At 39.9% G+C, this 21,710-nt stretch carries 21 protein-coding genes; 16 read left to right on the forward strand and 5 right to left on the reverse strand.

Annotation, left to right across the window (positions count from 1 at the left end):
• The first annotated feature begins 70 nt into the window (after window positions 1–70).
• The 9 genes from R2S08_RS12715 to R2S08_RS12755 all read left to right on the forward strand — a co-directional run bounded on the left by R2S08_RS12715 (window position 71) and on the right by R2S08_RS12755 (window position 10,841).
• Window positions 71–376, forward strand: a complete 306-nt coding sequence (locus tag R2S08_RS12715; protein WP_316835534.1) for a phosphoribosylpyrophosphate synthetase — start codon at window positions 71–73, stop codon at window positions 374–376.
• A gap of 102 nt (window positions 377–478) precedes the next feature.
• On the forward strand, window positions 479–679 hold the full coding sequence (locus R2S08_RS12720; RefSeq protein ID WP_316835535.1) for a coproporphyrinogen III oxidase: 201 nt from the start codon (window positions 479–481) through the stop codon (window positions 677–679).
• Window positions 680–784: 105 nt separating this feature from the next.
• A complete protein-coding gene (locus tag R2S08_RS12725) occupies window positions 785–2,005 on the forward strand; it encodes an MFS transporter (RefSeq protein ID WP_316835536.1) in 1,221 nt (406 codons plus the stop codon).
• Between the two features lie 66 nt (window positions 2,006–2,071).
• The gene (gene hemF / locus R2S08_RS12730) at window positions 2,072–2,968 is read left to right on the forward strand and encodes an oxygen-dependent coproporphyrinogen oxidase (protein WP_316835537.1); all 897 of its coding nucleotides are present in this window, start codon (window positions 2,072–2,074) and stop codon (window positions 2,966–2,968) included.
• A gap of 95 nt (window positions 2,969–3,063) precedes the next feature.
• Window positions 3,064–5,661: a DNA gyrase subunit A gene (gene gyrA, locus R2S08_RS12735; RefSeq protein ID WP_316835538.1), complete on the forward strand. Its 2,598-nt coding sequence runs from the start codon at window positions 3,064–3,066 to the stop codon at window positions 5,659–5,661.
• A 76-nt stretch (window positions 5,662–5,737) separates the two neighbouring features.
• Window positions 5,738–6,820 (forward strand): tetratricopeptide repeat protein, encoded by a 1,083-nt coding sequence (locus R2S08_RS12740; RefSeq protein ID WP_316835539.1) that lies wholly within the window; start codon window positions 5,738–5,740, stop codon window positions 6,818–6,820.
• A gap of 122 nt (window positions 6,821–6,942) precedes the next feature.
• Window positions 6,943–8,088: a hypothetical protein gene (locus tag R2S08_RS12745; protein ID WP_316835540.1), complete on the forward strand. Its 1,146-nt coding sequence runs from the start codon at window positions 6,943–6,945 to the stop codon at window positions 8,086–8,088.
• Window positions 8,089–8,220: 132 nt separating this feature from the next.
• Window positions 8,221–10,383: an FUSC family protein gene (locus R2S08_RS12750; RefSeq protein WP_316835541.1), complete on the forward strand. Its 2,163-nt coding sequence runs from the start codon at window positions 8,221–8,223 to the stop codon at window positions 10,381–10,383.
• A gap of 47 nt (window positions 10,384–10,430) precedes the next feature.
• Window positions 10,431–10,841 (forward strand): organic hydroperoxide resistance protein, encoded by a 411-nt coding sequence (locus R2S08_RS12755; RefSeq protein ID WP_316835542.1) that lies wholly within the window; start codon window positions 10,431–10,433, stop codon window positions 10,839–10,841.
• Window positions 10,842–10,881: 40 nt separating this feature from the next.
• Here R2S08_RS12755 and mgtE read toward each other — a convergent pair whose 3' ends face one another.
• Genes mgtE through R2S08_RS12770 form a run of 3 tightly spaced genes read right to left on the reverse strand, consistent with a single transcriptional unit; the run spans window position 10,882 to window position 14,015 of the window.
• Window positions 10,882–12,234 (reverse strand): magnesium transporter, encoded by a 1,353-nt coding sequence (gene mgtE / locus R2S08_RS12760; RefSeq protein WP_199082897.1) that lies wholly within the window; start codon window positions 12,232–12,234, stop codon window positions 10,882–10,884.
• A gap of 45 nt (window positions 12,235–12,279) precedes the next feature.
• Window positions 12,280–13,398 carry a magnesium/cobalt transporter CorA gene (gene corA / locus R2S08_RS12765; RefSeq protein ID WP_316835543.1) on the reverse strand — a complete coding sequence of 373 codons (1,119 nt, stop codon included), beginning with the start codon at window positions 13,396–13,398 and terminating at the stop codon, window positions 12,280–12,282.
• Window positions 13,399–13,403: 5 nt separating this feature from the next.
• Window positions 13,404–14,015, reverse strand: coding sequence for a WbqC family protein (locus R2S08_RS12770; RefSeq protein WP_316835544.1), 612 nt, complete (start codon window positions 14,013–14,015; stop codon window positions 13,404–13,406).
• Between the two features lie 62 nt (window positions 14,016–14,077).
• Here R2S08_RS12770 and R2S08_RS12775 point away from each other — a divergent pair, with 62 nt between their 5' ends.
• Window positions 14,078–14,932, forward strand: a complete 855-nt coding sequence (locus R2S08_RS12775; protein ID WP_316835546.1) for a lysophospholipid acyltransferase family protein — start codon at window positions 14,078–14,080, stop codon at window positions 14,930–14,932.
• The gene (locus R2S08_RS12780) at window positions 14,905–15,954 is read left to right on the forward strand and encodes a glycosyltransferase family 2 protein (protein ID WP_316835547.1); all 1,050 of its coding nucleotides are present in this window, start codon (window positions 14,905–14,907) and stop codon (window positions 15,952–15,954) included. Before R2S08_RS12775 ends, R2S08_RS12780 begins: the two co-directional genes overlap by 28 nt.
• 2 nt (window positions 15,955–15,956) lie before the next feature.
• Here the strand turns inward: R2S08_RS12780 and aroQ are convergent, their stop codons facing one another.
• Window positions 15,957–16,379: a type II 3-dehydroquinate dehydratase gene (aroQ, locus tag R2S08_RS12785; RefSeq protein WP_316835548.1), complete on the reverse strand. Its 423-nt coding sequence runs from the start codon at window positions 16,377–16,379 to the stop codon at window positions 15,957–15,959.
• 44 nt (window positions 16,380–16,423) lie between these two features.
• Here aroQ and xerD point away from each other — a divergent pair, with 44 nt between their 5' ends.
• Window positions 16,424–17,323, forward strand: coding sequence for a site-specific tyrosine recombinase XerD (gene xerD, locus R2S08_RS12790; RefSeq protein ID WP_316835549.1), 900 nt, complete (start codon window positions 16,424–16,426; stop codon window positions 17,321–17,323).
• Window positions 17,324–17,334: 11 nt separating this feature from the next.
• Here the strand turns inward: xerD and prmC are convergent, their stop codons facing one another.
• On the reverse strand, window positions 17,335–18,177 hold the full coding sequence (prmC, locus tag R2S08_RS12795; RefSeq protein WP_316835550.1) for a peptide chain release factor N(5)-glutamine methyltransferase: 843 nt from the start codon (window positions 18,175–18,177) through the stop codon (window positions 17,335–17,337).
• A 48-nt stretch (window positions 18,178–18,225) separates the two neighbouring features.
• Here prmC and ribD point away from each other — a divergent pair, with 48 nt between their 5' ends.
• From ribD to R2S08_RS12815, 4 genes are read left to right on the forward strand one after another with little or no spacing between them, the layout of a single operon-like run.
• Window positions 18,226–19,278 carry a bifunctional diaminohydroxyphosphoribosylaminopyrimidine deaminase/5-amino-6-(5-phosphoribosylamino)uracil reductase RibD gene (ribD, locus tag R2S08_RS12800; protein WP_316835551.1) on the forward strand — a complete coding sequence of 351 codons (1,053 nt, stop codon included), beginning with the start codon at window positions 18,226–18,228 and terminating at the stop codon, window positions 19,276–19,278.
• Complete coding sequence (locus R2S08_RS12805) at window positions 19,278–20,147, forward strand: EamA family transporter (RefSeq protein WP_316835552.1); 870 nt, start codon at window positions 19,278–19,280, stop codon at window positions 20,145–20,147. Before ribD ends, R2S08_RS12805 begins: the two co-directional genes overlap by 1 nt.
• Window positions 20,137–20,751, forward strand: coding sequence for a YigZ family protein (locus R2S08_RS12810; RefSeq protein ID WP_316835553.1), 615 nt, complete (start codon window positions 20,137–20,139; stop codon window positions 20,749–20,751). Before R2S08_RS12805 ends, R2S08_RS12810 begins: the two co-directional genes overlap by 11 nt.
• 20 nt (window positions 20,752–20,771) lie before the next feature.
• Window positions 20,772–21,650, forward strand: coding sequence for a nucleoside phosphorylase (locus tag R2S08_RS12815; RefSeq protein ID WP_316835554.1), 879 nt, complete (start codon window positions 20,772–20,774; stop codon window positions 21,648–21,650).
• The last annotated feature ends 60 nt before the right edge of the window (window positions 21,651–21,710 follow it).

A 21,710-nucleotide genomic window follows, 5' to 3' on the forward strand; every position in this document is an offset into this window, starting at 1 on the left:
ATATCGAAAAGATTATTGAACTTTTAAATTAATTGTATGATGTTAGCGTAAATTTTAAGTAAATTAGTGTATGTATATTTATGAAACAGTTACAGCTGCAGTAGAAGACCTTGGCAATAGAGGTTATGAATATGATTTCATATTACAACCAGACTGCATAGAGTGTAAGTCCATTGATTTAAGACTCATGCCCGAGGAATTTGAAATCGAAGAATTTTATCGTTTTGAAGGTATGAATGATCCGGCAGATAGTGCGGTTATATATGCCATATCTTCACCAGTGGGCAATCTCAAGGGTGTTTTAATCGATGCCTATGGTGCATATGCTGAAAATGTTTCTCCAGAGCTTTTAGACAAGTTGAAAATGCATCATTAGTTTTTAAAACTTTTTTCCTTAAACACTGTTGATTAGTTAGTTTTCATCAAAATGCTTTTAAATGCATCTTGATTGTTTCATTGACATTAAAAAAATCAAACTATGAAAAGGACAGTTTTAAGTCTTGCAGTTGCGGGCTCTATGATTATACTCGCTTCAGCATGCAATTCAACAAAAAATGCAACGGAAACCAGGGACAGTACAAGTACAACCACGGATACTACGATAAAGACAACAGACACCTCTAAAAAGATGATCGACACAACGAAGACTACTCCTCCGGATACTACAAAAAAGATGTAGCTCTGCTCTTCAAAGCTTCCCAGAAGATCGGGGAGCTTTTTTTATATTTAATTTGCGGCATTATTTGATTTTGTTTGTACTTTCAAAAAACCAAATCAAACCGTAATGAATGCGTTAAAGCAGAATAAGAACTTATTTTTTCTAATCCTTGTAGCCTCACTTGGCTATTTTGTTGATATTTATGATTTGCTTTTGTTTTTGATCATCAAAAACAAAAGTCTCACTGCTCTGGGAGTAAGCCCGGACAAACTCACAGACACCGGCTTTAATCTCATGAACTGGCAAATGGCTGGTTTACTCATCGGCGGGATTCTTTGGGGTATCCTGGGCGATAAAAAGGGCAGGCTGTCCGTACTCTTCGGTTCCATTTTAATGTATTCCATAGCCAATATTGCGAATGGTTTTGTGACCTCCATACCGATGTATGCCTTCTTCAGATTTATTGCAGGTGTTGGCTTAGCTGGTGAATTAGGCGCAGGAATCACGCTGGTTAGTGAGAGCATGAGCAAGGAGAAAAGAGGATACGGTACGATGCTTGTTGCAGGTATCGGCCTGATGGGAGCCGTTGCAGCATATCTTGTTGGCGATTTTTTTGAATGGAGAACTGCATTTTTCGTAGGTGGCGGGCTCGGCATTATTTTACTCTTGCTCAGAATCGGAGTGTTTGAGTCTGGATTGTTTGAAAAGATGGCTAAAAAAGACGTGTCCAAAGGCAATTTCCTGATGCTTTTTACCAGGAAACGTTTTTTTAAATATTTGAACTGCATTTTAATTGCAGTCCCTTTATGGTTCGTTGTTGGAATCTTAGTTGGCGCAGCCCCTGATTTTGGAAAAGCACTTCATGCAAAAGATCTCCTGGACAATGGAAAAGGGGTAATGTTTACTTACATAGGTATATCTTTGGGCGATTTTCTGGCCGGAGCTCTGAGCCAGATTTTTAAAAACAGGAGAAAAATTGTTTTCGTATTCCTGACATTAACCTTTTTGTCCATCATGTTTTTCTTGTTTAATACCGGATGGACTGCTACCAATTTCTATATTTTATGTGTTTTCTTTGGTATTTTTACCGGCTACTGGGTTGTTTTTGTAACCATTTCTGCCGAACAATTTGGCACAAATCTGCGCGCCACGGTCACCACAAGTGTGCCTAATATGGTTCGTGGTTCTCTAATTTTGGTCAGTATGTTGTTTCAGTGGCTAAGAGGAAACCTGGGCATCATCAATGCCGCAGTTTGTGTAGCTGTAATTACAGTTGGCCTTGCCTATATTGCTTTGTATAATTTAGAGGAAACCTTTGGGAGAGATCTTAATTTTGTAGAAGAATAGTGTCAAAAAAATGTACTATCTGCAATTTTAAAGCCATTTAGCGCTTCATTAAGGTTAACTTTGACTATGATTTTTAAAGAAGAGATTGTATCCAGATATAAACAAATTCAGGACGAAATTTGTCTTGCACTTGAACAGGCAGACGGGGCATCCAAATTTGAAGAAGAGATCTGGAACAGGGAAGGTGGCGGCGGTGGCCGTACAAGAATCCTCCAGAATGGAAATGTCATTGAGAAAGGCGGTGTTAACTTCTCTGCTGTTCATGGCAAACTGCCTGATGCTGTAAAAAAGGCATTCAATGTTCAGAATGACGAATTTTTTGCAACCGGCGTGTCTATTGTGATGCACCCTAAAAACCCGTTTGTACCCATTATCCATATGAATATTCGTTATTTTGAGATGGATGAACAAACCAGATGGTTTGGTGGAGGAATCGATCTGACTCCTCATTATGTGATAGATACAGATGCAAGATATTTTCATCATTTGCTGAGACAAACATGTGATCGTTTTGATCCGTCTTTCTACAGCAAGTTTAAACAACAGGCAGATGACTATTTTTTCATTAAACACCGAGAGGAGACCAGGGGAATTGGAGGGATTTTCTATGATCGTTTAAAACCGGAGAATACCGGCTTGTCTTTTGACGAACTTTTAAACTTCTCTGTGGAGGTAGGAAACACTTTTGCTCCGATCTACACCGAGCTCATTGATCGCAACCGGGATAGGGAATATACGGAACAAGAGCAGGAATGGCAGTATGTAAGAAGAAGCAGATATGCCGAATTTAACCTTGTTTATGATTCCGGCACCAAATTCGGCCTGGAAACTAACGGAAGAATAGAATCTATACTTATGAGTCTGCCTCCTTTAGCTAAATGGATCTATAACTTTCATCCAGAAGAAAATACACCTGAAGCCGACACTTTAAGTAAACTCAAAAAAGGCATTAACTGGGTTTAATATTTTTCCACAATACGTTTAAACGGCAATATTTTATTAAATTCGCAAGGTTATAACATTACCTTATTTAAATCGTTTTTAACGAACATTACTTTATGGCAGAAGATTTAGAAAATCAGGAAGACGACAAGATTATTAAAATTAATATAGACGAGCAGATGAAGTCTGCTTATATCGATTATTCGATGTCTGTTATTGTATCAAGAGCTTTACCTGATGTACGAGATGGATTAAAACCAGTACATCGCCGTGTTTTATACGGAATGCTCGATCTGGGGGTAACAAGCACTAAACCGCATAAGAAATCTGCACGTATCGTGGGTGAAGTACTGGGTAAGTATCACCCGCATGGTGATTCATCGGTATATTTTACGATGGTTCGTATGGCCCAGGACTGGAGCTTGCGTTACCCGATGGTAGACGGACAGGGAAACTTTGGACACATAGATGGAGATTCACCGGCAGCAATGCGTTATACGGAGGCTCGTTTCTCCAAGATCGCAGAAGAAATGCTGGCCGATATCAATAAAGATACCGTAGATTTCCAGTTGAACTTTGATGATACTTTGCAGGAACCAACTGTTTTACCAGCTAAGATTCCAAATCTGCTGGTCAATGGTTCATCAGGTATCGCTGTAGGTATGGCCACCAATATGGCACCGCACAATTTAACTGAGGTAATTGATGGCACTGTAAATTACATAGACAATAAAGACATCTCTATAGAGGAACTGATGAAGTTTATAAAAGCTCCGGATTTCCCTACAGGTGGTATTATTTATGGATATACTGGTGTTAAGGAGGCTTTTGAAACTGGACGTGGCCGTATTGTAATGCGCGCCAAAGCTGAAATCGAAATGCTGAAAGACCGCGAGGTGATTATCGTAACTGAAATCCCTTATCAGGTTAATAAAGCCATGATGATTGAGCGCACGGCTGAACTGGTTGGAGAGAAAAAAATCGAAGGTATTTCTAATATCAAAGATGAATCGAATAAAGATGGTATCCGCATCGTTTATGAGATCAAACGTGATGCAAATGCTTCAATTGTATTAAATAACTTATTTAAACAAACAGCCCTACAAACCTCATTCAGTGTAAATAACATTGCTTTGGTTAAAGGAAGACCGCAATTATTAAATCTAAAGGATCTGATCGTGCACTTCGTAGACCACAGACATGATGTTGTGATTCGCCGTACAAAATTCGAACTTTCAGAAGCAGAGAAAAGAGCACACATTCTGGAGGGCTATCTAATTGCCTTAGACCATTTAGATGAAGTTATTAAATTAATCCGTGCCTCTGAAACACCGGATGAAGCCCGTATTGGTTTAATGGAGAAATTCGGATTGAGCGATATTCAGTCACGTGCGATCCTGGATATGACCTTACGTCGTTTAACAGGACTGGAGCGCGATAAGATCAAAGATGAGTATGCTGAACTGAAAAAAACTATAGAATACTTAAAATCTATCTTAGCTGACGAAGGCTTAAGGATGCAGATCATTAAAGATGAATTGAATGAAATTCGTCAGAAATATGGTGATGAGCGAAAAACTCATATCGTTCACTCTGCTGAAGACATGAGTATGGAAGACTTTATCGAAGATGAGGATGTTGTGATTACCATATCACATGAAGGCTACATTAAACGTACTCCAGCTACAGAATACAGAACGCAAGCCAGAGGCGGTAAGGGTTCAAAAGGAAGTGATTCCAGAAATGAAGACTTTATAGAACATTTACTGATTGCTTCTAACCACAACTATATGCTTTTCTTTACAGAAAGCGGTCGTTGTTTCTGGTTAAGGGTTTATGAAATTCCTGAAGGCTCAAGGCTAAGTAAAGGAAGAGCAATTCAGAACATTATCAATATTCCTAAAGAGGAAAAAATCAAGGCCTATATCAAGGTTAAAAATCTTAAAGATCAGGAGTACCTTGACAACAATTATATCATCATGTGTACCAAAAAAGGTACGATCAAGAAGACATCTCTTGAAGCTTATTCCAGACCAAGGGTAAATGGTATCAACGCCATCAACATCAATGAAGGTGATCAGTTACTGGAGGCGAGCTTAACCAGCGGAAGCAGTGAAATCTTAATGGCATTGCGTTCAGGAAGAGCAATTCGCTTTAACGAATCTACAGTTAGACCTATGGGTAGAACTGCAACAGGAGTAAGGGGAGTAACCTTAGGACATGATAAAGATGAAGTAGTTGGCATGATTGCTGTGGATAATCCGGAAGCAACGATCCTTGTCGTTTCAGAAAAAGGTTATGGTAAACGTACCGATGTTGAAGATTACCGCGTTACTAACAGAGGTGGTAAAGGTGTAAAAACCATTAGCATCACGGAGAAAACAGGTGATTTGATCGCTATCAAAAATGTAACAGATGCCGATGACTTGATGATCATCAATAAATCTGGTATCGTTATCAGAATTGTAGTGAGCGGTCTTCGTGTAATGGGAAGAGCAACTCAAGGCGTACGCTTGATCAATCTAAAAGGAAATGATGAGATTGCGTCAGTTGCCAGAATTGATCACGAAGAAGAGGAGGAAGAAGTTGTTGAAGGAGAAATTGTAGAAGGGGAAGAAGGAACAGAAACACCTGAAATTGCAGAAGGTGAAACAAAACCGGAAGCTGAAGAAGGAGATGAATCTCCCGAAGCTGAAGACACTGAAAGTGAATAATTAATTTCGATAACTATAAAAATGAGGCTATTCTACACGAAGAATAGCCTCTAACCATTAAAAACAATCATTTAATATGAAAAAAGTACTTTTTAGTATACTGTTTGTAGGAGCTGCTACGCTTGCAAATGCACAAAAGAGTGAAGTTGCCGATGCAAAAAAAGAATGGAATCTGTTCCAGATTACCATGAGCCAGAAACCAGCACTGGACAAAACACTTACTGCATTAAACTCTGGATTAAAGCATACGGATAATGCTATTGCTAACGAAAAATCCAAAAACATGGTTGAAGCATGGAGCTATCGTGCATTATTCGCTTCTGCTATTGCTGCTTCAGACAGCTTACATTTTGACAACTCTATCGCCAATCAGAAAATTGCTGAAGAAGCTGTAGTTAAAGCAAAAGAATTAGATACAAAAGGTGATGAGAAATCAAATATCGCGAATGCGGAAGTCAATATCACCAATGCAATTAAAATCCGTGCATTTACAGCGTATAACAAACAGGATTTTGCTTCAGCTTTGAAATTCTTCAACGAAGCTACAACCAAAAATCCTAAGGATACGTCTATGTACCTGAATGCAGGTATTATGGCCAGAAATATCAAAAATTATCCTGAAGCCATCAGAAATTTCAAAAAGATCATTGATTTCAATGTACCTAATGCTAAAGACTTGTATTCTGAGATCATTAATTTATCATTAAGCGAGGTTAAAGATACTGTAGGAGCGATCACTCTGTTGAAAGAAGCGTCTGCTAAATTTCCTGATGCAGAAAACTTTATCCAAATTGAAACACAGTTGTATATCAACAAAGGAGATATTGCTAAATCAGAAGAGATGTTAAACAAACTGATTGAGAAAGATCCTAAAAATGCGACTTATCAGTACCTTAAAGGTGATGTTTACTATCAGCAAGCTGTTGAGATCCAAAACAAAAAGAATAAAATAGATCCTAAAAAAATAAAGGAATCTAATGCTTTGACTACGCAGATCACCGCACTTTTAGATAAAGCATTGCCGTTCTATTTAAAGTCATCCGAACTGGATCCTAAATACGCACCAGCTTTAGAAGCATTGAAAAGAGTTTATGCTTTTAAAAATGACACCGCAAAATATGATGCTGTTAAGAAAAAACTGGACGAATTAAAACCATAGTTTTATATTAAAGCTGTACAAAAAAGAGGGATAAATTTCATCCCTCTTTTTTTTTATATAAATTTGTTCAAAACCCAACGGTAGAACGTGGTAACGTCATCGCCGTTAAAAAACATATACGAATGAAAAACAGATCCTTCTTTTTAATAGCAACTTCAGTATTTATATCTTATCAAAGTTTTAGTCAGACAAGCCAAATCAAAATAGCACAAAATGCCGTTGGAAAACTTCAGGTAGCTATAGCCAGCGGAATGGATAAGAGTAAACAAATGACTGTTGTAGGAGAGGGGCTAAAGGCTACAGAAAGTGCTCAAACAGACAAAAAAACAAAGAACTGGCCAGAGACCTGGGCCATTAGGTCTTACCTGAGTTCATATGTCGCCCTGATTGATCAGGATGAAGCCAATTCTGAGAAGTATTACGCTACCGCGGTAGAAACCTTAGATTCTGCAAAAAGACTGGATAAGTTTCAAAGCAATACAGCATTAACAGATGCAGCAAATTACAATATCATCCTAAAGAAACAGGAAAAAGGAAATAAAGCCTATAATAACAATGAATTCAAAACAGCCTTTACTTTATTGAAAGAAGTAAGTGATTTTTTCCCAAAAGACACTGTCATTTCGATCAATACAGCTCTAAGTGCTCAAAACATCAATGATTATAACAGTGCATTGTATTATTTTAAACGCGCTAAAGACAATGGCATTAAAAATCCTGTCGTATTTCAATCCATGGCTGGAATATATACTTCCAAATTTGAGCAGGAAGCAGCCATCAGAATTCTTGAAGATGGACTGAAAGTTAATCCATACAATATTTACCTCAATAACAATTACATTAACTTACTGCTCGACAATGAGCGTTACGATCAGGCCAAGCAAGTCATTGAGAAATCACTCACTATAGAATCCAAAAATAAACTGCTGTATTTTCTATACGGCTATTTGTACCAAATCAGTTCCAACAATTCTACAGCAGAATTGGCTTATAAAAAAGCACTTGCACTTGATCAGAATTATTTTGACGCATTGTACCAGTTGGGACTTGTCTATGTCAACAATGCTAATGATGCTTTAAAGGGCGATAAAGAAAAACGCGCACAAGAATTCTCCGCATTAATCAACCGTGCTGAATTTGTATTACTGCAAGCCCACGAGATCAATCCCAATGACAGACCTACAGTACAGCTCTTAATTGATATTTATACCCGTAAGAACAGATTGGACAAAGCACAGGAGCTTAAAAGAAAATTAGAGGAATTTTAGAGTAAATACGGTAGAGGGATAGTGCATATAAAAACGTACTTAACATAATATTAATTATGATACATATTTATAATTAAGCAAACCGGCATAAAGATTGTTCTCAGACGCTATAACAAACACGTAACACCACATATGTTCCAGAAGCCAATAAGAAATATACATGATTTTTTATTAAGTACTTATTTTGCTGATGGGCTTCGGATCACTTTTGGAGTTTTATGCCCGTCATTAATTCTGGCCCAGTTTGGAATGCTTAAATTTGGAATGACGCTGTCCTTAGGTGCATTATGTGTTAGCGTTGTAGATACACCGGGGCCAATTGTACACCGCAGAAATGCAATGGCTGTAACCACAGGATTAATCTTTGTATTGTCCATACTGGTTGGCTTAACCAATCGAAATATTTATTTTACAGGAATTCTGCTCGCTCTTGGCAGTTTTGTATTTTCCATGTTCTTCCTGTACGGCACTCGTGCTGCTGCAATTGGAACAGCATCCTTGCTGGTCATTGTTTTGAGTGTTGACGATATCAGGCCATGGCAGGAAGTTTTACGCTATGGAGGACTCATTTTATGTGGCGGCTCCTGGTATGCCTTGCTCAGTTATTCCATCTACAGACTTCGTCCATACCGTGTTGTACAACAAACCTTAAGTGATTCCATATATGAAGTTGCTTCATTTTTAAGGGCAAAAGCAAAATTTTACCACGAGAACATCAATTATGATGATCATTACGCAATATTGCTTCAACAGCAGGTTCTCGTTAATGAAAAACAAGATGCCGTAAGAGAAGTTTTGTTCAAAACCCGCGAAATTGTTAGAGAATCGACACCTGAAGGCCGTTTTTTACTGTTGGTTTTTGTTGATATGGTCGATTTATTCGAGCAAATCATGTCTACCTATTACAATTACAAGCGTTTGCATGAACAATTCGATTCCATTGGCATTTTGACCAGTTACGAGTTGGTTATCAATAAAATAGCAGACGAATTAGACGAAATTGCCTTTTCATTAAAAACAGGTGGCACCCCTCGCCTGCCGACCCTCCTGATCGAACAGGTGGCAAAGTTAAAAGCACAAATCATTGATTTAGAATCCAATAACGTAGATGGTCAATACAATACCCTGGGCATTGTAGCGCTAAAAAATATCGAGGTAAATATCGAGAATATCCTGGCCAGAGTTAAAACCATCAACAGCTACTTCAATAAAAACGAGAAGAAAAACCTTAAAGCCAGGCAAATAGACACCGAAAAGTTCATTACCAGGCAAAACATAGATCCAAAATTGATGCTGGAGAATTTAACCTTCAGCTCATCAACCTTCCGTCATTCGATAAGAGTTGCCATCGTCATGCTGATCGGCTACATTGTCTCTAAATCTCTCGGTTCTTCTCATAGCTACTGGATCCTGCTTACCATTCTGGTAATCTCAAAACCCGGTTTTAGCCTTACCAAACAGCGAAACTACCAAAGAATCATTGGTACTACCATTGGCGCCCTGGTTGGAATGCTCATTCTTACCTTTGTACACGACAGACATGTACTTTTTGTGATTCTGTTGGTTTGTATGGTGGCCTGTTACAGCTTCCAGCGCAAAAATTATGTGGTGAGCGTTCTTTTTATGACACCCTATATCCTGGTACTATTTGATTTTCTTGGTATGGGAGGTCTTTCAATAGCCAGCGAAAGGATCATTGACACCGCTATAGGTTGCGGTATTGCTTTGGTAGCGAGTTATTTCCTTTTCCCGAACTGGGAATATGAAAAACTCAAAGAAGCCATGATCGAGACCTTAAAAGCCAATGTGAACTATTTTGAGCAGGTGACCAGTTTATATTTCCAGGAAGAACAGAACCTTACCAATTATAAAGTAGCGCGAAAAGAAGTATATGTGACCTCTGCAAACCTGGCCTCACTCTTCCAAAGAATGTTTTCTGAGCCCAAGAGCAAGCAAATACTGATGAAGGAAATGCACCAGTTCACAGCCTTGAACCACCTTCTATCCTCCTACGCAGCTACACTTTCTTTATATAATAAAGAACATAAATTTAGCTTTAAGAATTTTGAAGAATTACAACCTGTCATCAAAAACACCATTTACCTGATCAATCTCTCTGCAGAAATCTTAACAAACCATAAAGCTGAAATCAGTAATGTCCCCCTGATCAGAATTAAAGAAGAAGTTACAGGCCCTATTCCACAAGACGATTCTTCGGTGATCAGCGACCTTCTCGATCTTATCCAGAAAGTAGCTTACGACATTTATAAACTGAGCGAAAAAATCAGATTCTAAAAACATACTACCCCTTACTTTGTTCCTTTAATATAGAAATTAATATTATGGAAAAAGTATATACGGCCTCAGTACTGGCCAAAGGTGGCCGCGACGGGCATATTAAATCAAGCGACGGACAAATAGAATTTGACCTTAGAAAGCCAAAAGAAATGGGTGGACAAGGAGGAGCAACAAATCCTGAACAATTATTTGCAGCTGCATGGGGACCATGTTATTTAGGCGCTTTAGGCTCTATAGCCAAACATGATGGCGTAGATGTTTCAGAAGCTACCGTCAATGTACATGTCTCCTTTAATAAAGACGGAAATTCATTTGTACTATCCGCAGATCTGGATGTGCATATCCCAGGAATTTCACAACAGGAAGCTCAGCAATTGGCAGATAAAGCCCATCGGGCCTGTCCATATTCCAAAGCAACTAAAGGCAATATAGAAACGAGAGTAACAGCCCTTTAAAACCTATAGGTTCAGGCCTGAGAAAACTTAGGCCTGAATTTTATAATAACAATTTGCTCGCCAATCCCAGGAGCAGAAAAAAACCAAAAACATCCGTAAACGTAGTAATAATAATAGAGGAGGCAATTGCCGGATCTATCCCTACCCTTTTCAGTATCAACGGAATTCCAGCCCCTGTAATACCGGCAATCACCAGATTTCCGGTCATTGCAAGAAAAATGACCACACCGAGCAAAGGATTGCTGTCAAAATAAAGCGCAAAAACCAATACAATCAGGCCAGTCGCCGCACCATTAATCAAGCCCACTGTAAACTCCTTTAATACCGTACGATACGCCTGACTATCTGTTAAGTCGTACAATGAAATCCTCCGTACAGTAACCGCCAGGGCCTGAGTAGCTGCATTTCCACCCATTCCGGCAATAATGGTCATATAGGCAGACAGAACCGCTATTTTTTCAAGTGTGGGCTCAAAATAACGTACCACCGCCGAAGCCAGAAAAGCTGTAGCCAGATTGATAATTAACCAGGGTAGCCTTGATTTTACCGCGTCTATCCAGTTTCCACTTAATTCCTCATCTTCCGATACCCCGGAAATTTTCAAGATATCCTCCGTATTCTCATCTTCCAGAACGTCAATAACATCATCAAATGTAACCCTTCCAAGCAGATGCATCTCATGATCAACTACCGGAATACTGGTAATGTTGTACTGCGAAATTAAACGGGCCACCTCTTCCTGGTCCATATCCGGATATACCCAGGCCACTTCCGTTTTAACCAGCTCTGTGATGTGTACGTTTCCCTTCGATTTGATAATATCTTTCAGAGAAACAATTCCACGGAAAATATTATGGTCATCTACCACAAATATGGTGTAGAACTCTTCAATCTCCTCGCTCTGCCTGATGATCTCCTCAATCGCATCCTTTTTAGTAAGGTTCAGGTTAATCCGGATGAACTCCGTGTTCATCAAACCACCCGCAGTATCCTCATCATAACGAAGCAAATTTCTGATCTCAGATGCGTCATCTTCGCTCAGATCACCCAGGATTTCCTTTTGTTCATGTTCCTCCAGTTGAGAAATGATATCCGTTGCATCATCATAATCCAGCTCCTCAACAATCTCCGTACGTTTTTCCGGATGCAGCTGCAAAAGCAGTTCTTCAGGGTGCGCCTCTTCATGCATCTCCGAAATTACCTCAGAAGCGATTTCTACAGATAGAAGATTAATGATCCGCTGGCGATCCTCTTTAGTAATGCTCTCAAATAAAATGGCAATTTCAGAGGCATGATATTCCCCAAGAACAGCCTTTAAGTGTTCGTCATTACCACTACTTAATGCCGATTTTATCTTAGATACATCGGTCTTATCCAGGTCAAAAGATTGCATGTATCGCGAATGTAAAAATAATTTGGCTTAAATCCCCTTCTTAAGCTATTTAAACCAACCTTTTCTCCAGAAATAAATGACCTGTACTACGGCTATCACCACCATAATGATCATGGTATACAAATAGCCATGCTGTGCATACAATTCCGGCATGTTATCAGGCATCAACTTACCGGTAACGGGATCCTGCCTGGCAAAGTTCATCCCATAAATCCCAGCGATAAAGGTTAGAGGAATAAAGATCGAAGACATAATGGTTAAAACCTTCATGATCTCATTCATCCTGTTGCTGATGATAGAAAGATACATATCCAGGTTACTGGCCGAAATCTCCTTCAAAGACTCTACAATATCGATAATCTGGATACAATGGTCGTAAGCATCCCGAATGTATAATTTAGTCTGATCTGTAATCAACGGGCTGTCACTTCTTAAAAAATCATTCAATTTATCACGTTCAGGCCAGGCAACCCTTCTGATGGCAATTAAGTTTCTCTTCACTGCCTGAATATCATACATGATCGAGCGATCGGGCTTGTCAATCAGGCGATCTTCGATCTGGTCCAGATCTTCTCCCCAAATATTCAGAATTTCAAAGTATTTGTCAATCACCACATCCATAATCGCATACATGATGTAACTGCTGCCAGAAACCCGGATATTGCCCTTACCCGCTTTTAACCGGCTCCGAACAGGATCAAGACAATTCTCATAGCCTTCCTGAAATGTAAAAACCGCATTATCCGTCAAAATGAAAGAAATCTGCTCATTTTCCAGGTTGTTCTCCTCATCAAAAAACAACATCCTGCTCACCGCAAAAACATAGGTATCGTATTCCTCTTGTTTTGGCCGCTGATAGGTTCTGGTAATATCCTCAAGAACCAGTTTATTGACATTAAAATCACGTGTCAGTGTTTCAAACATTGCTTCAGATTTGAAACCTCTGATGTCGACCCAAAAAGTAAGATTCTTATCCGATAAAACCCTGCTTAAGTGCTCAATAGAATTGGTTTCCTCAATCTTATATTCGCCAGCGTTAAAAGCGTGAACGGTCACCTTGGGTTCCAGTGAATGCTCATCAATATAGACCTGACCCGGGCTGGAGCCCACCACAGGCAGAGCGTAATGCTTCCTTTTTCTTTTTGACTTAATGCGTTTTCCCATATGCGTTAGAAGAATAATTTTGCCTGAGGGCCCTGGCTAAATAACAAATCCACCACACTCAGGTTTTCAATAAAACCAGTCCTGTCATCAAAAACCTGGAAATAAGGCTTAGCCGGATGAACCAGTGATGGATTTTTAAAACTAAGCCTGTCCCTGTAATCCAGTTCCGTGCCTATATTTTTAATGTACTCTTCCGTAAAAGACAATTCCGCAGGCTTTTTTAGTTTTTGCAAAATCCATTCAAAAATCTCCAGGTTGTAATCAAACAGGAATTCAAATTTCTGCGTATAAAAACGGGAAAGCTCATCTTCATAGTACTCAAAGTAAGCAGAATTCCTGTAGGAAGTCTGTAAACTAAGCCAGTGAAGCCGCTGCCATTTAAAATCGTAACTTATTTTGACATCTTTATAAACCGTATGCACTTTTGACCCCTTAACCACAGGAACATATAAATCCAGACTCCCGTTTGGAGAGGCAATTTTAGCTCTGTTCCTATACGTTTGCTTAGGAAAATGTTCAAATCTTTCTATTATAAAATTAAAATCATGCGCATTAAGTGCTGAAAAATACCCTACGGGCGGAAGATAAAAAAGTGGAAATGTTGCCGGACTTTGCATTTGTTAATTTATGTTTGCATTCTCAATTCGCCAAATTAATGATAAAAAAGGGGTTTTCTTACATGGGTATATTTTTTTTATACCTCATCGCTCTATTGCCAATGCCCCTATTATATTGTTTTTCAACAGCTTTATACCATTTCGTCTATCATATTACCGGCTATAGAAAAAATGTAGTTCGCGAGAATTTGACTCGCTCCTTTCCCAGTAAAAGCACAGCTGAAATTGAAGTGATAGAAAAACGCTTCTACCGCTTTCTGTGCGACTTGATCTTTGAGATTATAAAAATGCCACTGATCAGTAAAGCAGAATTGGAAAAAAGATGCAAATTCACTAATCTCCATCATATTGAAGCCTTACTCGCCAGTAAAAAAAGCGTAATTGTTTGCTCTTCCCACTATGGAAACTGGGAATGGGGAATGCTGGCCTTCGGAATCAAAGTATCCAGTCCAAAGTTTGTGGTTTATAAACCTCTGCACAGCGCAGCCTTTGACGCCTGGTTTTACAAAATGCGCTCCAGATTTGGGAACACCATGGTGTCTATGAAACAAACCCTAAGGGTACTGGCCAGTTCAAGAAACACACCTTCCGTACTTTGTCTGGCCTCAGATCAGACACCAGAAACAGACCAGGCCAAATACTGGATAGACTTTCTTCATCAACCAACAGCTGTCTATACAGGACCCGAAAAAATTGCAGTTCAAACCGACAGGGCAATTTTTTACATACAAACCCGTATACTCAAAAGAGGATATTATGAGTTAGATTGCGTCCCCCTGTCGGAAGAACCAAAGGAAACTGCCACACACGAAATCACAAAAAAACAATTTAAACTACTAACAGAGAGCATACTTGCAGAACCACAATACTGGTTATGGAGTCACAAAAGATGGAAGCACAAACAACAATCAGCATAAATATGGAGCCAAGTGTAGCAGTTGTTATCTTAAACTGGAATGGAAAAGCATTGTTAGAGCAATTTTTGCCCAGTGTTGTCCAATCACAATACCCCAACCTTCAAATCATTGTTGGCGATAATCACTCTTCAGACGACTCCGTAAATTTTGTTAAAACAAATTACCCGGATATCCAGATTATACAAAATGACCAGAACTACGGATTTGCCGGAGGCTACAATAAAGTTTTAGAACAAGTAAAAGCAGACTATTTCATCCTCCTAAATTCAGACGTAGAAGTGCCGCAAAACTGGATCAGCCCGGTCATCAGCCTGATGGAAAGCGATACGAACATAGCAGCTGCACAACCAAAAATCAAATGGCAGAAAGATAAAAGTCAATTTGAATATGCAGGAGCCGCAGGCGGGTTCCTGGATAAATACGCCTTTCCATTTTGCCGTGGAAGAATTTTTGATGCCATAGAAAATGATCAGGGACAATACAACAACACTCTGGAAATCTTTTGGGCAAGCGGTGCCGCTTTTTTTATAAAAAGCAAGTATTGGATAGAAACCGGGGGACTAGATGCAGCACTATTTGCCCATATGGAGGAAATTGACCTCTGCTGGAGACTAAAGAACCTCGGCTATACCATCATGTTCTGCCCGGATGCCGAAGTTTATCATGTAGGTGGTGGCTCATTAAACGCCACCAATCCGTTTAAAACCTATTTAAATTTTAGGAATAACCTGATGATCATGCAAAAGAACCTTCCTGCACCAGAAGTGTTTTCAAGAATATTTATCCGCTTTTTCATTGATTTTGCTGCGTTGCTCCATTTCCTGTTAAAAGGAGAAGTAAAATTTGCAATGGCCGTATCCAAAGCCCATTTTCACTTCTTCAAACACCTTTCTGCAACACGCAGAAAAAGAACAGCTAAACAGATACCATATAAACAGCATACAGGTGTATTGCATGCCAGTATTGTTTACAGCTTCTTCATTAAGAAAATCAGAAAATTCAGCGGCATCGAATTCAAATAACCCTATAATGGATGAATCAGGTGCTCTATCGCCAGCCTGTAACCGTCCATTCCAAATCCGGTTAAAATACCTTTGCAGTTTTTGCCTGTAATGGAAACATGACGGTATTCCTCTCTCGCGTAAATATTAGAAATATGCACCTCTATAACCGGAGTCTTTATAGCCGCAATCGCATCAGATATCGCAACCGAAGTATGCGTATACCCCCCTCCATTCAAAATGATACCATCAAATGAAAAACCAGTTTCATGCAGTTTGTTGATCAACTCTCCCTCTACATTGCTCTGATAATAATGAATATCAACCTCTTTATAGTGTTCCTTCAACCGCACCAGATAGTTCTCAAAACTCTCGTTACCGTAAACACCAGGCTCCCGTACCCCTAAAAGGTTCAAATTTGGTCCATTTATAATTTGTATCTTCATCCCGTCAAACATAATGGTAAAAATTTACAGTATAAAATTTTTGTGTGATAATCCACCCCTACCTAAAAGAATTTAAAAGCTACCTCAAACTGGAACGTGCGCTTTCGGGGAACTCTGTTGACGCCTATCTGAACGATGTCGCTAAACTCAGCCAATACCTGGACGCGGTAAACCTCGATCTGCAGGTTAAAGAAATTCATACCGAACATTTAAAGGCACTCCTGGTCTGGCTTCATGAACTGGGCGTACTTCCCAATACACAAGCAAGGATCATTTCAGGTTTGAAAGCCTATTTCGGCTACCTGCTCCTGGAAAATCTCATCCAGAGTGATCCATCAGAACTACTCGAAACCCCAAAGATCCGTAGAAAGCTTCCAGACGTGTTAACCATTCACGAAATTAATGAACTCATCGGAGCAATTGATGCATCAAAGCCCGAAGGTATGAGAAACAAGGCCATTATAGAAGTACTCTACGGCTGTGGGCTCCGTGTTTCAGAACTGGCCGGCTTAAAAATCTCTGACCTCAACTTCGAATCCGAATTTATTAAAGTAACTGGTAAAGGAAATAAAGAAAGGATCATTCCCATAGGTACAACCGCACTTCATCTCATTCGTATTTACATCACAGAAATCAGAGTACACCTCAACATTAAAAAAGGGAATGAAGATTTTATCTTTCTCAACAGAACAGGCACAAGTCTGTCCAGGATATCCGTCTTTACCATGATCAAGAGCCTGGCAGAACAAATTGGTCTAAACAAAAGTATCAGCCCACACACCCTAAGACATTCATTTGCAACACATTTAGTAGAAGGCGGCGCAGACCTGCGTGCAGTGCAGGAAATGCTGGGACATTCCAATATCACAACTACAGAAATCTATACCCACTTGGATAGAGATTACCTGCAGGGCATTATCACACAATTCCATCCAAGAAACTAACAGACAGTACGTTAAATACTACAACTCACCATTCTGTCCTTACCCTGCATATCACTTTTAAGGGTAACTCGTTTAAAGCCTTTGAGCTCCAGCATTTCAACAGTTTCCTTTCCGAGATATTCATTGATTTCAAAAAAGAGCAAGCCTTGCGGATTCAAATGCACCAGCGCAAAATCGGCTATTGCCTTATAAAAAATCAACGGGTTCTCACTACTCACAAAAAGCGCACGATGAGGCTCGTGGGCCAAAACATTTTCATGCATTTTAGGCTTCTCATCTTCCTTGATATATGGAGGATTACTCACAATAAGATCAAAACTTTCAGTTCCGGAATAGGCCAGAATATCTGCCTCTATAAAATTCACAACTACCTTATTCATAGCAGCATTATACTGAGCGACCTCAAGTGCATCCACAGAAACATCCAACGCAGAAACCTGGAAACCATCCAATGATTTTTTCAGCGCAACAGCAATGCAGCCACTCCCGGTACCTATGTCCAGCAAGCTTCCGCCATTCTGGCCTTTTAGCGTTTCAATAATCCAGTGAACCAGTTCTTCCGTTTCCGGCCGGGGAATCAAAACCCCAGAATTTACCTTGAAAGGAAATCCATAAAACCACGTTTCTTGAAAAATATACTGAATAGGCTGTCCGGACTTCAGTTTTTCCAAAACTTCCAGGTATTTGGGCAAATCAGAAGCCTCAATATATTTATCCAAACTCGTCACTGCCTTCGTTCTGCTCCAGCCCAACAGCTGGTCTAGCGTCCTGTAAAACAATGCGGAAGCCTCTTCCTGGTTGTAAAATTCAGCGCCTTCCCTAATAAAAAGGTCTCGTAGTTCTTTAAAATTCATGACCTGTAAAAGTAACTAAATCAAACAATATACCTTACTTTTGCCCTAATGAGAGATGAATTATATATGCAGCGATGCCTGGAACTGGCAGAATTAGGAATGGCCTCTGTAAGTCCAAACCCAATGGTCGGCTGCGTCATCGTCAACAATCATAAAATTATTGGTGAAGGTTACCACCAAAAAATCGGGCAGGCTCATGCAGAAGTGAACGCCATTCGTTCTGTACTGGAAAAATATGGCGAACAAGCCGAAAGCCTGTTAAAAGAGGCCACAGTATATGTAAGCCTCGAACCTTGCGCACATTTTGGTAAAACACCGCCCTGTGCCGATCTGCTGATCAAACACCAGGTCAAAAAAGTAGTCATAGGCAATAGAGACCCCTTCCCTGATGTAAATGGTAAGGGTATATCCAAACTGGAAAATGCAGGCATAGAGGTGATCCACGGCGTTCTTGAAGAACAATGCAGGCAGCTCAACAGACGCTTTTTTACCAGAATAGAAAAACAGCGTCCTTATATCATTTTAAAATGGGCACAAACAGCCAATGGATTTTTTGCACCCCTAAAACCTTCCATGCAATGGATTACAGGTGCACTTTCCAAAAAACTAGTTCATAAATGGAGAGGTGAAGAAGATGCTATTCTCGTTGGTAAAAAAACCGTACTGACCGATAATCCCGAACTCACAACCAGAGCGTGGCATGGAAAAAACCCAATCCGGATCGTTATCGATAAAAACCTCGAAATCCCATCTGATAAGAACATTTACAACGATGCTGTTAAAACTATTATTTTCAACGAGTTAAAAACGGATGTAATGAATAACCTGCATTACGTTCAAATGGAAGATATGCAATACTACCTGCCACAAAAAATTGCCTTCCAGCTTTACCTGATGGATGTACAATCGGTAATGATTGAAGGCGGCGCCAATATCTTAAATCAGTTCCTTTCTGCAAATCTATGGGATGAAGCACGGGTCTTAACATCCCCCGTAAGTTGGGAATCAGGCATTTCCGCACCCCGGATCAATGGGAATCTTGTAAGTGTTTCACCAATAAATGAAGATCAACTCATTCTATATAAAAATACGTCATCCTAATGATATACATACTCTTAAGTATTTTTTGCAGTGTTACTGTAGCCGTTTTTCTAAAACTCGCCAAGCGATATAAGATCAATGTGATCCAGGCAGTTACCTGGAACTATTTGTTCGCTATCTTATTTAGCCTGGTGTTTTTCAGACCAAAATTAGGAGACCTGCTCCAGGCACCATCGCCAGTATATATCGGGCTGGGTATACTATTGCCTGTTGTATTCTGGATACTAGCTGCTTCAATCAAAAATATTGGCATTGCAAAATCAGACATTGCCCAGCGCTTGTCTCTTTTTATCCCCATACTAGCCTCCTATTTCCTGTTTAAAGAAAACATCAGCGGTTTAAAACTTGCGGGCCTGCTCACCGGGATAGTCGCTATACTCCTTACCTTATTTAAAAAACAAGGTAAAAGAAGCGGCAGCCAAATTTCCGATTGGATCTATCCAACCGTGGTATTTATAGGCTTTGGTGTCATCGACGTTTTGTTTAAAAAAATAGCCCAGGTTCAATCCATGCCTTTTACCACCTCATTAGTGCTGGTATTTGGACTTTCATTTGTCATTTCCCTGATCGCTATTGGCTATCTGGCCATCGTAAAAAAGCAAAAACTGGAACTGGTCAATTTTTTATGCGGCTGTATCCTGGGGGCCTTTAATTTTGGCAATATCTTTTTTTACCTCAAAGCCCATCAGGCATTAGCCGGTAACCCCTCAACGGTATTTGCGGCCATGAATATGGGGGTTATTATTCTAGGCAGTCTGATTGGACTGATCATCTTTAAAGAAAAGTTCATCAAAATCAATTATATCGGACTCCTGCTGGCCCTTGCCTCTATTATTTTGATCACCTTAGCTCAGTTGCATGCTTTTTGAAGACACCTATAATACTATTGAACAGCCATCCGAAGGACTGTTTAAAGATAAAGGAAGTAAGTTTATTGGCTATGCCTATCCCATCAGCAGTGAAGATGAAGTAAAATCCATCCTGCTCAACCTCAGATCTGAACACGCCAAAGCCAGGCATTTCTGCTGGGCATTGCGTTTAAGTCCAGACAGAAGCGTATTCAGGTTAAATGACGACGGAGAACCCTCAGGAACAGCAGGAAGACCTATATTAAATACACTGTTATCTGCAGACCTCACCAATATCCTGGTGGTCGTGGTCCGCTATTTCGGAGGAACACTTCTAGGCGTACCCGGACTGATCAACGCCTATAAAAATGCCACCATAGATGCGCTGGACCATGCGGTAAAAATTCAAAAAACTGTCAATGATCTATATAGGATCTCTTTTGAATACCTGAGTATGAATGAGGTGATGAAAGTCATCAAAGATGAGGAACTGGCGGTTAAACAACAATCCTTCGATACCAACTGCAGCATGGACATTGAAATCCGGAAGCTAAAACTAAATAAGGTCATTGACCGTTTAGAAAGCATAGACAGCGTAAAAACGACCTATCTCAGTACCATTTAACAAAATTAACTCTATATACTATGAGCAAATTATCAGAATCAGACTTAGTGATCAATGAAGACGGAAGTGTTTATCACCTTAATTTAAGGCCCGAAGATATTTCCAATACCATTATAACTGTGGGAGATCCGGACCGCGTTTCCGAAATCACCAAATATTTTGATCGGATAGAGCTAAAAAAAGGAAAAAGAGAGTTCATCACCCATACCGGCTACCTTGGGCAAAAGCGCTTAACCGTTTTGTCAACCGGCATTGGTACCGATAACATAGACATCGTCATCAATGAATTAGATGCCCTGGTAAATATAGACCTCGAATCCCGCGAAATAAAAAAGGACCTGACCTCTTTAAACATCATTCGCATAGGTACCTCCGGCGCCGTACAACCGGATCTGGCCATGGGAACCATCCTGGCCTCCTCTTTCGGCCTCGGACTTGATGCACTGATGAATTACTATGTACAGGAACACTCCGGAGAAGAACACAGTTTGCTGGATAATATCAAAACACATTTCGCTCACCTGAAAAACATCCATCCCTACCTCACCGCTGCCAGCCCGGAACTGCTACAAACCATTGGAAAAGACCTGGCACAAGGCATAACGGTAACTGCGCCTGGTTTTTACGCGCCGCAGGGCAGACAAGTCAGAGCAAAAAATGCGGTACCCAACTTTATTCAGATGATCAACAGCTTTAAACAAGGACCTTACCGCATTACCAATTTAGAAATGGAAACCGCAGGTATCTATGCCCTTGCTAAAACACTTGGCCATAAAGCATTGTCTATTAATGCCATTCTAGCTAGCCGTGTAAACTTTGAATTTAGCAAAGAGCCACAAAAAGTAGTAGAGAATGCAATTAAACTGATCCTGGAACGCCTAAGTGACAGCGAAAATTAATTCCTTCAAACAGAAGCAGATAAAATCACAATTCTAGAAATTACCCGTTTGGGCAAACAA

This window comes from Pedobacter nutrimenti, from assembly GCF_032678445.1.
GTDB lineage: Bacteria > Bacteroidota > Bacteroidia > Sphingobacteriales > Sphingobacteriaceae > Pedobacter > Pedobacter nutrimenti_A.